Below are 14,222 nucleotides of genomic sequence, written 5' to 3'. Positions count from 1 at the left end.
GCGCTCAGCCGTTCCATTCGGTGGCCTCGCACGGGTATCTACTTTACACTGTGGCCGGGCCCTTGCGCAAAATCGGTAGGACCCGGCCCGTGTATGGGCTTGCTCACAGGAGCAGAACCCGCAAGAAATCAGCCCCGGGACTCGACCTCGGCGCGGAAGCGGGTCAGTCGGGCCAGTGACGAACTACGGCCCAGCAGCTCCATGGACTCAAACAGCGGCGGCGAGACCCGGCGGCCGGAAACAGCTGAGCGCACCGCACCGAAGGCCTTGCGCGGCTTCAGCTCAAGCCCTTCAATCAGCGCCTCACGCAGGGCTTCCTCAATGGCCTCGGTACTCCAGGAGTCCTTATCAATGGCCTCCAGGGCAGAGACTGAAGCATCGAGGGTCTCCAGCACCTGGTCCCCCAGGCCGCTGAAGGCTTTCTCCTCGATCTGAAGGTCCTCATCTGCCACGAAGAGGAACGCCATCATGTCCGCACCCTCATCCAGCAGCGCAATCCGCTCCTGAACCAAGGGAGCTGCGCCGTCGAGCAGGAACGCCTCGCGCTCGGTGAGCTCTGCGCCCACCAGGTCCCGGGCCTGCAGATACGGCACCATACGGTCGCGGAAATCCTCCCGCTCCAGGCGGCGGATATGCGTGCCGTTGATGGCTTCAGCCTTCTTAGTGTCAAAGCGGGCAGGGTTGCCCAGCACATCGGCGACGTCGAAATTCTCCACCAGTTGCTCCACGGTGAAGATGTCCTCATCAGCCGAGAGCGACCAGCCCAGCAGCGCCAGGTAGTTCAGCAGCCCCTCCCGGATGAACCCGCGGTCCCTGTGGTGGAAGAGGTTGGACTCCGGGTCGCGCTTGGAGAGCTTCTTATTCCCCTCCCCCATCACGTAAGGCAGATGCCCGAAGGCCGGCATGTACTTGGCCACACCGATGACGTAGAGCGCCCGGTATAGGGCAATCTGCCGCGGGGTGGAGGACAGTAGGTCCTCGCCGCGCAGCACATGAGTGATCTCCATGAGCGCGTCATCGACGGGGTTGACCAGCGTGTAGAGCGGCTGACCGTTAGCCCTGGCCACCACAAAATCGGGGGTGGAACCAGCGCCGAAGGTGATTTCACCACGCACCAGGTCGGTGAAGGTGATGTCCTCATCGGGCATCCGGAAACGCAGCACCGGCTCGCGGCCTTCGGCACGGAAGGCCTCGATCTGCTCAGCGCTGAGGTCGCGGTCATAACCGTCATAGCCGAGCTTGGGGTCACGGCCAGCGGCCCTGTGACGTGCCTCGATCTCTTCCGGAGTGGAGTAGGACTCGTAGATGAATCCGGCGTCCTTCAGCTTCGCCAGTACGTCCTGATAGATCTCACCGCGCTGGGACTGGCGGTAGGGCCCATGCGGACCGCCGGCCTCCACGCCCTCATCCCAGTCGATACCCAACCAGTTCAGGGCTTCCAGAAGCTGCTGATATGACTCTTCGCTGTCACGCTTGGCGTCAGTGTCCTCGATGCGGAAGATCAGCTTGCCACCGGTGTGCCGGGCATAAGCCCAGTTGAACAGTGCAGTGCGGATCAGTCCCACATGCGGGGTGCCTGTGGGTGAGGGGCAGAAACGCACACGGACTTCAGTCGCGGCGTCGACGGCGGGGATGTCCTTGGGGGGAGCAACGGGAGTGCTCATAGGGGGTTGTCTACTCCTGGTGGTGGATGGGGGTGGCTTCCGCATTCGCGCGGAAACGGATAACGACGACGCCTCAGCGCCTGAAGAAGTTGGTCAGAGTTCCGATGCCCTCAACCTCGGCTTCAAAACGGTCACCGTCGGAGAGCAGGCCTACGCCCGCCGGGGTGCCGGTGAGGATGACATCTCCCGGCAGCAGGGTAAAGGCCTGGGAGATATAGGAGACCAGTTCCCGCACACCGAAGACCATATCTGCGGTGGTGCCGTCCTGGACGGTCTCACCGTTGAGTCGGCCGGTGACGCGCAGGTCATCGGTATCCAGTTCAGTCTCGATCCAGGGCCCCAGCGGGGAAGAACCGTCGAAGCCCTTGGCGCGGGCCCACTGGTTATCGGTGCGCTGAGCGTCCCGTGCGGTGACGTCATTGCTGACGGTGTAGCCGAAGATCACCTCGTCCACGCGCTCAATCGGCACGTCTTTGCAGATGCGTCCAATGACTACGGCCAGCTCTGCCTCGTAGCTGACCTCTTCAGAGAAGGAAGGCAGCGTGACCGGCTCCTGGGGTCCCACCACAGCAGTGTTGGGGATGAGGAACAGCAGCGGGGAGGTGGGCAGCTCATTGCCCAGCTCCTTGGCGTGATCTGCGTAGTTTCGGCCCACGCCGACGATCTTGGAACGGGGAATGATCGGCGCCACCAGGCGCACGTCCTCGAGCTTATGGGTCTGTCCGGACTGCTGAATGCCCTGGTAGAAGGGGTCTCCGATGAGCTGGGTGAGGGTTTCCTCCCCCGGCTCTCCACTGAGGATTCCATAGGCGGGTTCGGCGTCGGTGACAAATCGTGCAATGCGCATGCCACCAGCCTAACTGAGCGCACTGGCCTCGTTGAGCGCACCAGCCTCACCGAGTACGCACCGGTGGAGCTTCTGTCCCAAAATCAGGCCAGCTTGTGCAGCCAGCCGTGCCGGTCCTCCACCTTGCCGGTCTGGATGCCCAACAGTTCCTCGCGCAGCGCCATAGTGGTGGAGAAATCGCCGGCCATGGTGATGGTCTGCTCGCCGTCCAGCAGCTCGCCGATGGGGGTGATCACCGCAGCGGTACCGCAAGCGAAAGCTTCGGTGATGGTGCCATCGGCTGCGCCCTTGGCCCATTCTTCAAGACCAATACGGCGCTCTTCCACGGTCAGTCCGCGATCCTTCGCCAGCTGAATGATGGAGGAGCGGGTCACGCCCTCCAGGATGGTGCCGGTCAGCTCGGGGGTGAGCAGGCGTCCGTCGTTGGTGACCAGGAAGACATTCATGCCGCCGAGCTCTTCAATGGCGTTCTCGTGCAGCGGGTCCAGGAACAGCACCTGCTGGCAGCCCTTCTCAGCGGCCTGGGCCTGCGCGGCAAGGGAGCCGGCGTAGTTGCCGCCGGTCTTCGCTGCGCCGGTGCCACCGGGTGCAGCGCGCACGTAGTCGCGCGAGACCCAGATCTTCACGGGCTTGAGCTCTCCGCCGAAGAAGTTACCGGCAGGCGAGGCAATCACCCGGTAGGTCACTGTCTGCGAGGGTCGCACACCCAAGAATGCCTCGGTGCCGAACATGAAGGGGCGCAGGTACAGGGCCTCGCCGTCGCCGGCGGGAACCCATGCTTTGTCTTTGGCCACCAGCACCTCGAGGGACTGCACGAACAGTTCTTCGTCGATCTCTGGCAGCGCCATCCGGCGTGCTGAGGCGTTCATTCGGGCCGCATTTGCAAAGGGGCGGAAGGTGTACACGCTGCCATCGGCGTGCAGGTAGGCCTTCATGCCTTCGAAGATCTCCGAGGCATAGTGCAGAACCGAAGCCGCGGGGTCCAGGGTGATGGGACCGTAGGGCTCAATGCGGGCATCCTGCCATCCGGCGTCGGCGCTCCAGTCCACCACAGTGGTGTGATCGGTGAAGTTCGTGCCGAATCCGGGGTTCTGCAGAATCTCTGCGATCCGCTCGCCGCTGGTGGGATTCGGGTGCTCGGTAACCTCGAACTTCATGGGTGCCTGCCTTTCAGCATGTGCCTGGTGTACCCGTGCTGGTACATAGGTCAAAGGGCTGTGATCAGCCCCCACTTTACCGCCGTCTAGGAGCCTGCGACGACGCGGCGCAGTTGCTGGACGTAGGCATCGCCACGCTGCGCGGTACTTAAGGATCCGCTGGCCTCGGCAGCCCACTGGCTGAGCTGGATGTGGACGGCCCGCTCGATCTGTTCTGCGGCGGTGCTCAGGCCCAGATGGTCAAGCATCAGCGCTGCGGAGAGGATTGCCGCCGTCGGATCAGCGATGCCCTGACCGGCAATATCCGGAGCGGATCCATGTACTGGTTCGAACATGGAGGGCGCATCGCCGGTGGCGTTGATGGAACCGGAGGCAGCCAGACCGATCCCTCCGGTGACCGCGCCGGCCAGGTCGGTGAGGATATCGCCGAAGAGGTTGTCGGTGACAATCACGTCAAAACGTCCGGGATGAGTCACCATATGGATGGTGGCGGCATCAACATGCATATAGTCCCAGGTCACATCCGGGTATGAGGGTGCTGCCTCTTCCACTGCACGGCGCCACAGGTCACCAGCGTGGACCAGCACATTGTGCTTATGCACCAGGGTCAGCTTCTTGGACCGGCCCTGAGCGCGCACAAAGGCGTCCTCCACTACACGCTGTACGCCGTAAGCGGTGTTCAGCGAGACTTCGGTGGCGATTTCCTGACTCGTTCCCTTGCGAATACTGCCGCCGTTTCCCACATAGGGACCCTCGGTGCCTTCGCGCACCACCACGAAGTCAATCGGAGCATCAGCGACCAGCGGGGTCTGCACTCCCGGGTAGGTGCGGGCCGGGCGCAGGTTGACGCAGTGGTCGAGGCTGAAGCGCAGTTTGAGCAGCAGTTCGCGCTCGATGAGACCGCTGGGCACCCGGGTGTCCTGCGGATCCGCACCGACGGCGCCGAAGAGGATCGCGTCATGCCCACGCAGCTGCTGCAGGGTTTCCTCAGACAGGGTCTCCCCGGTGGCAAGCCAGTGCTGCACTCCCAGGGGGTATTCGGTGTAGGCGACCGTGGCTCCTGAAGCCTCCGCAGCGACGTCCAGCACCTTCCTGGCCTCGGTGATCACCTCGGGACCGATACCGTCTCCCGGGATCACCGCGATCTCCAGATGCTGGGCTGCCTGCTCTGCCGCTGAAACGCTCTGCTCTGTCATGGAACTCACAGTAGTGAGCACTTCCCGGTACGACGACGGCGCCCCCGCAGTTCTCAGCATCTGGAACCTTCATGATGCTTCGAGAGCTGCGTGGGGCGCCGTCGTGATCGCCGTCAGAGGCTGCGCGCGCTAGCTGAGAGCTGGCACGCTGGCGGATCACACCGTCTCGGGCTCCTCATGCCGCGGGAAGATCGGCTGCGGCTTCTCCAACGGGCTTCCCGGCTCGATCGCCTGGTCGAAGGCCGAGAAGCTGCGCGGGCCCTCACCGGAGGCATTGGTCCGTCCGGCATCTCCGGAGGTTGGAACACCGAGGGCATCCAGCAGCTTGGTGGCAGAGGTGGGCATCACCGGCTGAATGAGCAGAGCCACCTTGCGGATGATCTCGGCAGTCACGTACAGCACGGTCCGCATGCGAGCCTCATCGGTCTTCTTCAGCTTCCAGGGCTCTTGTTCGGCGAAGTAGGCGTTGGTCTCTCCCAACACATGCCAGGTACGTTCCAGGGCGCGGTGGAAATCCTGGACCTCGTAGGCCTCCCGTGAGATTTCCAGCAGGGCCTCTGCCTGTTCCAGGATGGCACGGTCCTCAGCGGTGTACTCGCCAGGCTGCGGGATCGCGCCGTCGCAGTTCTTCACGATCATGGACAGGCTGCGCTGTGCCAGGTTCCCGAGGTTATTGGCCAAATCGGAGTTCTTCCGGCCCACTACGGCCTCATGCGTATAGGAGCCGTCCTGGCCGTAGGGGAACTCGCGCAGCATGAAGAAGCGCACCGCGTCGAGTCCGTAGGTGTCCACCCATGCGGCCGGCGCCACCACATTGCCCACCGACTTGGACATCTTCTCGCCGGCATTGTGCAGGAAGCCGTGGATGATGACGCGCTTGGGCAGCGGCAATCCGGCGCTCATCAGGAACGCCGGCCAGAAAATGCAGTGGAACCGGGAGATGTCCTTGCCGATGAGGTGCAGGTCCGCGGGCCAGAACTTCTGGAAAGACTCAGATTCCACCTGGGGGTAGCCCACGCCGGTCATATAGTTGGTCAGCGCGTCCACCCACACGTACATCACGTGCTTGAGGTCAGTCTCACCGGCAGTGAGATCCTCCGGCACCGGCACTCCCCAATCAAAAGTGGTGCGGGAGATGGAGAGGTCATTAAGACCGCCTTCGACGAAGCGGATCACTTCGTTGAAGCGACTGCGCGGGCCGGCAAAGTCGGGGTTCTGCTCGTAGAAGGCCAGCAGCTTGTCCTGGTAATTGGACAGCCGGAAGAAGTAGGACTCCTCCTCCACCCAGTGCACCGGCGTGCCGGTCTCAATGGAGTAGCGTTCCCCGTCCTCGCGAATCTCGGTCTCAGACTCGGTGTAGAAAGACTCATCGCGCACCGAGTACCAGCCGGAGTACTTATCCAGGTAGATGTCCCCGGCTTCCACCATGCGTCGCCACAGCGCCTTGGAGGCTTCGTAGTGATCGGTGTCGGTGGTGCGGATGAAGCGGTCGTAGGAGATGTCCAGGACCTCGTCGTCGACCCTTTTAAAGGCAGAGGCGTTGCGCGTGGCCAGCTCATAGGGAGTGATCCCCTGTGCCTCGGCGTTCTGCTGCATCTTCTGCCCGTGCTCATCGGTTCCGGTCAGGAAGAACGTCTCGTAGCCGTCGAGGCGCTTGAAGCGCGCCATGACGTCAGCTGAGATGTACTCATAGGCGTGACCGATATGCGGCTCTCCGTTGGGGTAGGAGATCGCGGTGGTGATGTAGTACGGGGTCTTGTCTGCCATAGCGGTGTCGTAAGTTCTCTCTTGTGGTCAGTCTTCGAGGTCGACTTCGGCGGCCAGTGTCGCCTGAACCTCGGCGCTGATTGCCTCCAGCACGCCGGCCGGCAGCGCTGAATCAATGGCCAGCACAGCCAGGGCGCGGCCTTCCTTGGTGTTCTGGGAGATCTGCATGCCCGCGATGTTCACACCCTGCTCCCCCAGGATGCGCCCGAGTGCGCCCACCACGCCAGGACGGTCGGCGTATTCGAAGACCACCAGGTGATCGGTCAGCGTGATCTCCAGGTCGTAGCCGTTGACGCCTACGATCTTCTCGATCTGCTTGGGTCCGGTCAACGTGCCGCGCACCGAGAGGTTGGTGCCCGTTGAGGTAGCACCGCGGACGGTGAGTGCATTGCGGTAGTCCTCCACCTCAGTCGTGGTGGTCAGTCGAGTGGAAATACCGCGCTGCTCTGCTAGTACCGGGGCGTTGACGTAGGAAACTGGCTCGTGCACCACATCAGTGAACAGGCCCTTCAGAGCTGCCAGCTGCAGGGCGGAGACATTGAGCTCAGCGATCTCACCGGCTGCTTCCGTCTCGATATCGGTGAAGGCCTCGGTGGAGAGGGCGTTGAGCACTCGGCCGAGCTTCTCGATCAGCGGAATGCCGGGGCGCACCAAAGGATCGATGGCGCCGCCGGCCACGTTCACGGCGTCGGGGACAAGTTCCCCGGCCAGAGCTAGGCGCACGGATTTAGCCACCGAGACGCCGGCCTTCTCCTGGGCTTCGTGGGTGGAGGCCCCGAGGTGCGGGGTCACCACCACATTTTCGCGGCTGAAGAAGGGCAGATCAGTGGAAGGCTCAGTGGAGAAGACGTCCACTGCGGCTCCGCCGATCTCTCCTGCCGCCAGGGCCTCTTCCAATGCTTCTTCATCGATCAGGCCACCGCGGGCGACGTTGACGACCACAGCGGTGTCCTTCATCTTGGCGAAGGCGTCCTTGCCCAGCATGCCGAGAGTCTCGGGGGTCTTGGGCATGTGGATGGTGATCACGTCAGCTTTTTCGTAGAGCTCGTCCAGGCTGACCAGCTGCGCACCGAGCTGATGTGCCCGGGCTGCGGTGACGTAGGGGTCGTAGGCCAGGATCTCCATATCGAAGGCTTTCATCCGCTCGGCCACCAGGCCGCCGATACGGCCCAGACCAATAACGCCGAGGACCTTGTCCTGAAGCTCCACACCGGTGTACTTTGAGCGCTTCCACTCCCCTGCCTTCAGCGCCTGATGCGCCGGGGAGATATTGCGAGCCAGGCCCAGGATATGGGCGCAGGTCAGTTCTGCGGCGGAGACAATATTCGACGTCGGGGCGTTGACCACCATGACGCCAGCGGCAGTGGCCGCAGGGATGTCCACATTGTCCAGCCCAACGCCGGCGCGAGCCACAACCTTCAACTTCTTGGCGTAGGAGAGGACTTCGGCGTCCACCTGGGTGGCGGAACGGACCATCAGGGCATCGGCCTCGGCGATGTCCGCGAAGAGCCGTGGGCGGTCGGTGCCGTCGGACTGACGAATCTCGAAGTCCGGCCCGAGGGCCTCGACGGTGGCAGGTGACAGTTCTTCGGCGAGGACAACAACGGGACGAATGCTCACAGGTTCCTTCTTCAGTATCGGGATGTACTGCTTAGACGGCTTGGGGCCGGCGCTTCGGCCGACCCCACCATCCTAGAGAATTTTTCGCGTTCTTCGAGCGGCTAGCGCCCGCTTCGGACGCGTATCTCGGTGCGCCACGGCACGGGAGTCACAAAAGACGGTATTTCAACGCCGAAAGTGGCATACATAACGCTATTTGTGACTCCCGTATGTGCAGCCGAGCCGTTGGGGCGGGGTCTCCCCGCCCGCGGGACTAGCTCACCGTGCCGCAGTGCCTTCGGTGTAGTCGTCATCCTGGGTGATCCAGGAGAACAGCTTGCGCAGCTCGCGCCCGGTGGACTCGATCGGGTGCTCTTCGTTCTTCTTGCGCAGCTCTGCGAACTCCTTGCCGCCGTTGCGCTGGTCGTCCATGAAGCGCTGGGCGAAGGCACCGGACTGGATATCGGCCAGTACTGCCTTCATGTTGTCCTTGACCTCTGGGGAGATCACCCGCGGACCAGAGACGTAGTCGCCGAACTCTGCGGTGTCAGAGATGGACCAGCGCTGCTTGGTCAGGCCGCCTTCGACCATCAGATCCACGATCAGCTTCAGCTCGTGGAGCACCTCGAAGTAGGCGATCTCCGGCTTGTAGCCGGCCTCAGTCAGGGTCTCGAAGCCGTACTGCACCAGCTGGGAGGCACCGCCGCAGAGCACAGCCTGCTCGCCGAAGAGATCGGTTTCGGTCTCCTCGGTGAAGGTGGTCTCGATGACGCCGGCGCGAGTACCGCCGATGCCCTTGGCGTAGGCCAGGGCCAAGTCCTTTGCTTTTCCGGTGGCATCCTGTTCGATGGCGATCAGCGCGGGCACACCGCGGCCTGCCTCGTATTCGCGGCGGACCACGTGGCCGGGGCCCTTCGGAGCCACCATGGCGACGTCGACGTCGGCGGGCGGCTGGATGTAGCCGAAGCGGATGTTGAAGCCGTGGGAGAAGAACAGCGCGTTGCCCGACTCCAGGTTCGGCGCGATCTCTTCGGCGTATACAGCAGCCTGGTGCTGATCCGGGACCAGGATCATCACCACATCTGCAGCCTTTGCCGCCTCGGCAACAGTGGCGACCTTCAGGCCCTGCTCCTCGGCCTTGGCGCGGGAGGAGGAGCCCTCCTTGAGGCCGACGACGACGTCCACACCGGAGTCGCGCAGCGACAGTGCGTGGGCGTGGCCCTGGGAGCCGTAGCCGATGACGGCTACGGTCTTGCCGGAGAGGACGGAGAGGTCGGCGTCGTCGTCGTAGTAGAGGTCAGTCATCGTTCGAGGTTCTCCTCATGGTGGTTGGGTTTTTGGTCAGTAGTCTTCAAGAGTGAGGGCGCTAGCGCAGCGCTTTGCCGGAGAGAGCTTTCTCCGTCATGGATTTGGAGCCGCGGGAGATCGCCAGGGTTCCCGAACGTACGATCTCACGGACCCCGAAGGGCTCCAGCACGCTGAGCAGGGCGTCGAGCTTATCGGCGGCACCGGTGGCTTCAACGGTCAGTGAGTCCACCGACACGTCGACGATCTTGGCCCGAAACAGCTCTACCGCCTGGGTGACCTGCAGCCGTGCTGCGGCATCGGCTCGGACCTTGATGAGCAGATGTTCGCGCTGCACCGAGTTGCCCGGCTCAAGCTCAATGATCTTGATGACGTTGATGAGCTTGTTCAGCTGTTTGGTGATCTGCTCAAGCAGCGTGGTGTCGGCATCGACCACTACGGTGATCCGGCTCAGGCCTTCGATTTCGGAGGGGCCCACGGCCAGCGAGTGGATGTTGAAGGCGCGGCGGGCGAAGAGCCCTGACACCTTGGAGAGCACGCCGGGGACGTCTTCCACCAGCACCGACAGTGTGCGGCGGGAGACGGCTTCATTAGTCGCCTGGGCTTTGACGTTGTTCTTCAGAGCGCTCATGGTCTCAGTCCTCCTCATCCCACTCGGGAGTCATATTGCGGGCCACCTGGATGGCGCTATTGGAGACGCCGGCGGGCACCATGGGCCAGACCATGGAGTCCCGGGAGACGACAAAATCGATGACCACGGGACGATCGTTGATCTCCATGGCTTCAGCGATCACCGCATCGATGTCCTCTTCGCGCTCGCAGCGCAGCCCCACACAGCCATATGCCTCGGCCAGTTTGACGAAGTCCGGGATGCGCACCACATCGTTACCGTCGGCGCTGACTGCCGTATTCAGGTGGGTGTTGGAGTAGCGGGACTCATAGAACAGGGTCTGCCACTGGCGGACCATGCCCAGGGATGAGTTGTTGATGACGGCGACTTTGATCGGAATGTTGTTGATGGCGCAGGTGGCCAGTTCCTGGTTGGTCATCTGGAAGCAGCCGTCGCCGTCAATGGCCCAGACCACTCGTTCCGGACTGCCCACGGCTGCGCCCATGGCTGCTGGCACCGAGTAGCCCATGGTGCCCAGGCCTCCGGAGTTCAGCCACTGGCGGGGCCGGTCGTAGGTGATGAACTGGGCGGCCCACATCTGATGCTGTCCCACGCCTGCGGCATAGATGGCTTCTGACCCGCCGGCCTCGCCGATCTTCTGGATGACTTTCTGTGGGGCGATCTTGCCGTCTTCAGGCTCAGTCCATCCCAGCGGGTAGGTCTCGCGCAGCCGGTCCAGCTGCTTCCACCATGCTGCGAGGTCTGGCTGGCCTTGTTGAGCGAAGACGTCCTCGACGGCGCTGCGCAGCTCAGGCACGATCTCCTTCAGCGACCCGACGATCGGCACATCTGCCAGCCGGTTCTTGGAGATCTCTGCAGGGTCGATATCGGCGTGGATGACCTTGGCACCCGGGGCGAAGGTCTCCAGCTGACCGGTGACCCGGTCGTCGAAGCGGGCGCCGAGGGTGATCAGCAGATCAGCCTGCTGCAGCGCGGCCACAGCGGAGACCGTCCCGTGCATCCCGGGCATACCCACGTTCTGTGGGTGGGAATCGGGGAAAGCCCCGCGTGCCATCAGCGTGTTGACCACCGGGGCACCCACAGTTTCGGCGAGGCTGATGAACTCCTCGGAGGCTTCGGCTTTAATCAGACCGCCACCGATGTAGAAGACCGGACGGGAGCTGGACTGGATGAGCTTCGCTGCCTCACGGACCTGTTTGGCATGCCCGCGGGTCACGGGCTTATAGCCGTTGAGCCCGATCTTCGGCGGCCAGGAGAAGGTGGTCTGCGCGGTCTGCGCGGATTTGGTGATGTCCACCAGCACCGGACCCGGGCGTCCCGAGGAGGCGATGTGGAAGGCCTCTGCCATGACCTGGGGAATCTGGTCGGCGTCGGTCACCAAGAAGGCGTGCTTAGTGATCGGTGTGGAGATCCCGACGATATCGGCTTCCTGGAATGCATCAGTTCCGATGACCTGGGCGTTGACCTGTCCGGTGATGGCGACCATGGGGACAGAGTCCATATGGGCATCAGCCAGCGGGGTCACCAGGTTAGTGGCTCCGGGGCCCGAGGTGGCGAAGCAGACGCCCACTTTTCCGGTGGCCATGGCGTATCCCTGGGCTGCATGTCCGCCGCCCTGTTCGTGCCGGACCAGGATGTGGTTGATCTGGGTGGAGTCCATCAGCGGATCGTAGGTGGGCAGGATGGCTCCGCCCGGAATGCCGAAGACATCGGTGACGCCGAGCTCCTCCAGGCTGCGAATGATGGCCTGGCTGCCGGTGACCTGCTCCGGGGCTATCTCGCGCCCGGGGCCGTAGAGGCGCTGGTCAGCGGTGGTAATACGGCCATGTCGATCCAGGCTGTTGCGCAGGCTGGCTGCAGGGTCAGCGTGTGCTGCTGGGGCAGTGCTCATCTCTTCTTCCCTCATCCATGTCATGGTGTCCTGCCTTAAAGTCATCGGGCCCCACACAGACGAAACCCCGGCTCCGAGGAGTCCCTGTGGACCCTTCTGCCGGGGTTGGACGGTGCTTAGCGTCGGCGCATGAGCAGCTCGTTCATACCCCGGCGGGGGTAATAACGAGTACTACTACTAGCTTCTGGCGCATATGACCATCGTTGCCCCGGGTGTGATGTGTGTCAATGCCGGGAATTTTTCGTCTCATATTCTGGACGACTCGATCTTCTGGGTCGCCCACATTTCGGATAGCACAGCCCTACAGGAGAGCCGAGTGGCGTCAGCCGCAGTACGCGCCCTCTGCCGCAGACCGTACGAGCTTGGCGTATTTGCCCAACACGCCGGTGGTGACAAACGGCGGCAGCGGCTTCCAGGCCGGATCGGCCCGGCGCTGAGCCAGCACGGACTCCTCAACCTCCAGCTCGATGCTGCGGGAAGCGATGTCCACGCGGATCGTGTCGCCGTCAGCGATATAGGCGATAGGCCCGCCGTCGACCGCTTCCGGCGCGATATGGCCGATGCACAGACCAGTGGTGCCCCCGGAGAAGCGCCCGTCGGTAATCAGCAGCACGTCCTTGCCCAGCCCAGCACCCTTGATCGCACCGGTGATGGCCAGCATTTCGCGCATACCAGGTCCGCCCTTGGGACCTTCGTAACGGATGACGACGACGTCGCCGGCCTGGATCCGGCCCTCTTCCAAGGCTTTCAACGCTGCCTGCTCGCGTTCGAACACCCGCGCAGTACCTTCGAAGACCTCGGCGTCGAAGCCCGCAGACTTCACCACAGCACCCTCAGGAGCAAGAGAGCCGCGCAGAACCGCAATGCCGCCGTTGTGGTGCATGGGGTTATCCAGGGTGCGGATGATCTTGCCGTCAATATCCGGTGGGTTGATGACCTCGAGGTTCTCGGCCACGGTCTTGCCGGTCACTGTCAGCACGTCGCCGTGGATGAGGCCGGCATCCAGCAGGGCGCGCATCACCACGGGCACGCCGCCGACCTTGTCCACATCTGCCATCACATGCTGGCCGAAGGGCTTCAGGTCTCCCAGGTGCGGGACGCGGTCGCCGATGCGGTTGAAGTCATCCAGCGTCAGGTCCACCTCGGCCTCACGGGCGATGGCCAGCAGATGGAGCACCGCGTTGGTGGAGCCACCGAATGCCATGGTCACTGTGATGGCGTTCTCGAAGGCCTTCTTGGTGAGGATGTCACGGGTGGTGATGCCCTTGCGCAGCAGCTCCACGACAGCCTCACCTGACTTGTGGGCGTAGTAGTCGCGGCGGCGGTCGGCCGAGGGTGGGGCGGCGGAGCCGGGCAGTGAGAGCCCCAGCGCCTCACCGATGCACGCCATGGTGTTAGCGGTGTACATACCGCCGCAGGCGCCTTCGCCGGGGCAGATGGCACGTTCGATCACATCGAGGTCCGCCTCACTGATGGTGCCGCGTGCGCAGGCGCCCACACCTTCGAAGGCATCGATGAGTGTGACTTCCTTCTCCGTACCATCGGAGAAGCGGGCGATGCCGGGCATGATGGAGCCGGCGTAAAGGAAGACCGAGCTGACATCGAGCCGAGCGGCAGCCATCAGCATGCCAGGCAGTGACTTGTCACAGCCGGCCAGCAGGACCGAACCGTCCAGTCGCTCAGCCTGCATCACGGTTTCCACCGAGTCGGCGATGACTTCGCGGGAGACCAGCGAGTAGTGCATGCCCTCGTGGCCCATGGAGATGCCATCGGAGACAGAGATAGTGCCGAACTCCAGGGGGTAGCCGCCTCCGGCGTGCACACCCTCCTTCGACGCCTTGGCCAACCGGTCCAGGGAAAGATTGCAGGGGGTGATCTCATTCCAGGAGCTGGCGATGCCGATCTGGGCCTTCTTGAAGTCGTCATCCCCCATGCCCACGGCACGCAGCATGCCGCGGGCAGGTGCCCGGGTGTACCCGTCAGTGACCTGCCAGCTGCGTGGCTTCTCTGGAATGGAGGGCCCGGTGACCGGTGTGGGCGGGGTGAAGCGAGGAGCTTCGGTCTGCTGCGGGTCCTGCTCAGCGGCAGGGTTCTGGGTGCTCTGCGACATGGTACTGATGGTACTCCGGCCCCGAGCCCATCTGCCTTCTGATGGCGACGTCGTC

At 63.3% G+C, this 14,222-nt stretch carries 10 protein-coding genes; all 10 read right to left on the bottom strand.

The genetic code is table 11. The features are described from left to right. Positions 1–128: 128 nt before the first annotated feature. The 10 genes from gltX to ilvD all read right to left on the bottom strand — a co-directional run bounded on the left by gltX (position 129) and on the right by ilvD (position 14,167). The gene (gene gltX, locus ABEA23_RS10040; RefSeq protein ID WP_345477869.1) at positions 129–1,664 is read right to left on the bottom strand and encodes a glutamate--tRNA ligase; all 1,536 of its coding nucleotides are present in this window, start codon (positions 1,662–1,664) and stop codon (positions 129–131) included. A gap of 73 nt (positions 1,665–1,737) precedes the next feature. Continuing rightward, positions 1,738–2,511: a fumarylacetoacetate hydrolase family protein gene (locus tag ABEA23_RS10035; RefSeq protein WP_345477868.1), complete on the bottom strand. Its 774-nt coding sequence runs from the start codon at positions 2,509–2,511 to the stop codon at positions 1,738–1,740. An 83-nt stretch (positions 2,512–2,594) separates the two neighbouring features. Further along, positions 2,595–3,668: a branched-chain amino acid aminotransferase gene (locus ABEA23_RS10030; RefSeq protein ID WP_345477867.1), complete on the bottom strand. Its 1,074-nt coding sequence runs from the start codon at positions 3,666–3,668 to the stop codon at positions 2,595–2,597. Positions 3,669–3,754: 86 nt separating this feature from the next. Next, positions 3,755–4,864 carry a 3-isopropylmalate dehydrogenase gene (locus ABEA23_RS10025; protein WP_345477866.1) on the bottom strand — a complete coding sequence of 370 codons (1,110 nt, stop codon included), beginning with the start codon at positions 4,862–4,864 and terminating at the stop codon, positions 3,755–3,757. A gap of 156 nt (positions 4,865–5,020) precedes the next feature. Then, the gene (metG, locus tag ABEA23_RS10020; RefSeq protein ID WP_345477865.1) at positions 5,021–6,631 is read right to left on the bottom strand and encodes a methionine--tRNA ligase; all 1,611 of its coding nucleotides are present in this window, start codon (positions 6,629–6,631) and stop codon (positions 5,021–5,023) included. A 27-nt stretch (positions 6,632–6,658) separates the two neighbouring features. After that, positions 6,659–8,251: a phosphoglycerate dehydrogenase gene (gene serA, locus ABEA23_RS10015; RefSeq protein WP_345477864.1), complete on the bottom strand. Its 1,593-nt coding sequence runs from the start codon at positions 8,249–8,251 to the stop codon at positions 6,659–6,661. 258 nt (positions 8,252–8,509) lie between these two features. Further along, positions 8,510–9,535, bottom strand: a complete 1,026-nt coding sequence (gene ilvC, locus ABEA23_RS10010; RefSeq protein WP_345477863.1) for a ketol-acid reductoisomerase — start codon at positions 9,533–9,535, stop codon at positions 8,510–8,512. A gap of 61 nt (positions 9,536–9,596) precedes the next feature. Further along, positions 9,597–10,166: an acetolactate synthase small subunit gene (ilvN, locus tag ABEA23_RS10005; protein WP_345477862.1), complete on the bottom strand. Its 570-nt coding sequence runs from the start codon at positions 10,164–10,166 to the stop codon at positions 9,597–9,599. A gap of 4 nt (positions 10,167–10,170) precedes the next feature. Next, positions 10,171–12,057, bottom strand: coding sequence for an acetolactate synthase large subunit (locus tag ABEA23_RS10000; RefSeq protein ID WP_345477861.1), 1,887 nt, complete (start codon positions 12,055–12,057; stop codon positions 10,171–10,173). Positions 12,058–12,379: 322 nt separating this feature from the next. Further along, positions 12,380–14,167 (bottom strand): dihydroxy-acid dehydratase, encoded by a 1,788-nt coding sequence (gene ilvD / locus ABEA23_RS09995; RefSeq protein ID WP_345477860.1) that lies wholly within the window; start codon positions 14,165–14,167, stop codon positions 12,380–12,382. Positions 14,168–14,222: the final 55 nt, after the last annotated feature.

This window comes from Nesterenkonia rhizosphaerae (assembly GCF_039544555.1).
Taxonomy (GTDB): Bacteria; Actinomycetota; Actinomycetes; order Actinomycetales; family Micrococcaceae; genus Nesterenkonia; species Nesterenkonia rhizosphaerae.
The sequence above is the reverse complement of the archived record's forward strand: the minus strand, read 5'-3'. Positions and strand labels throughout refer to the sequence as shown.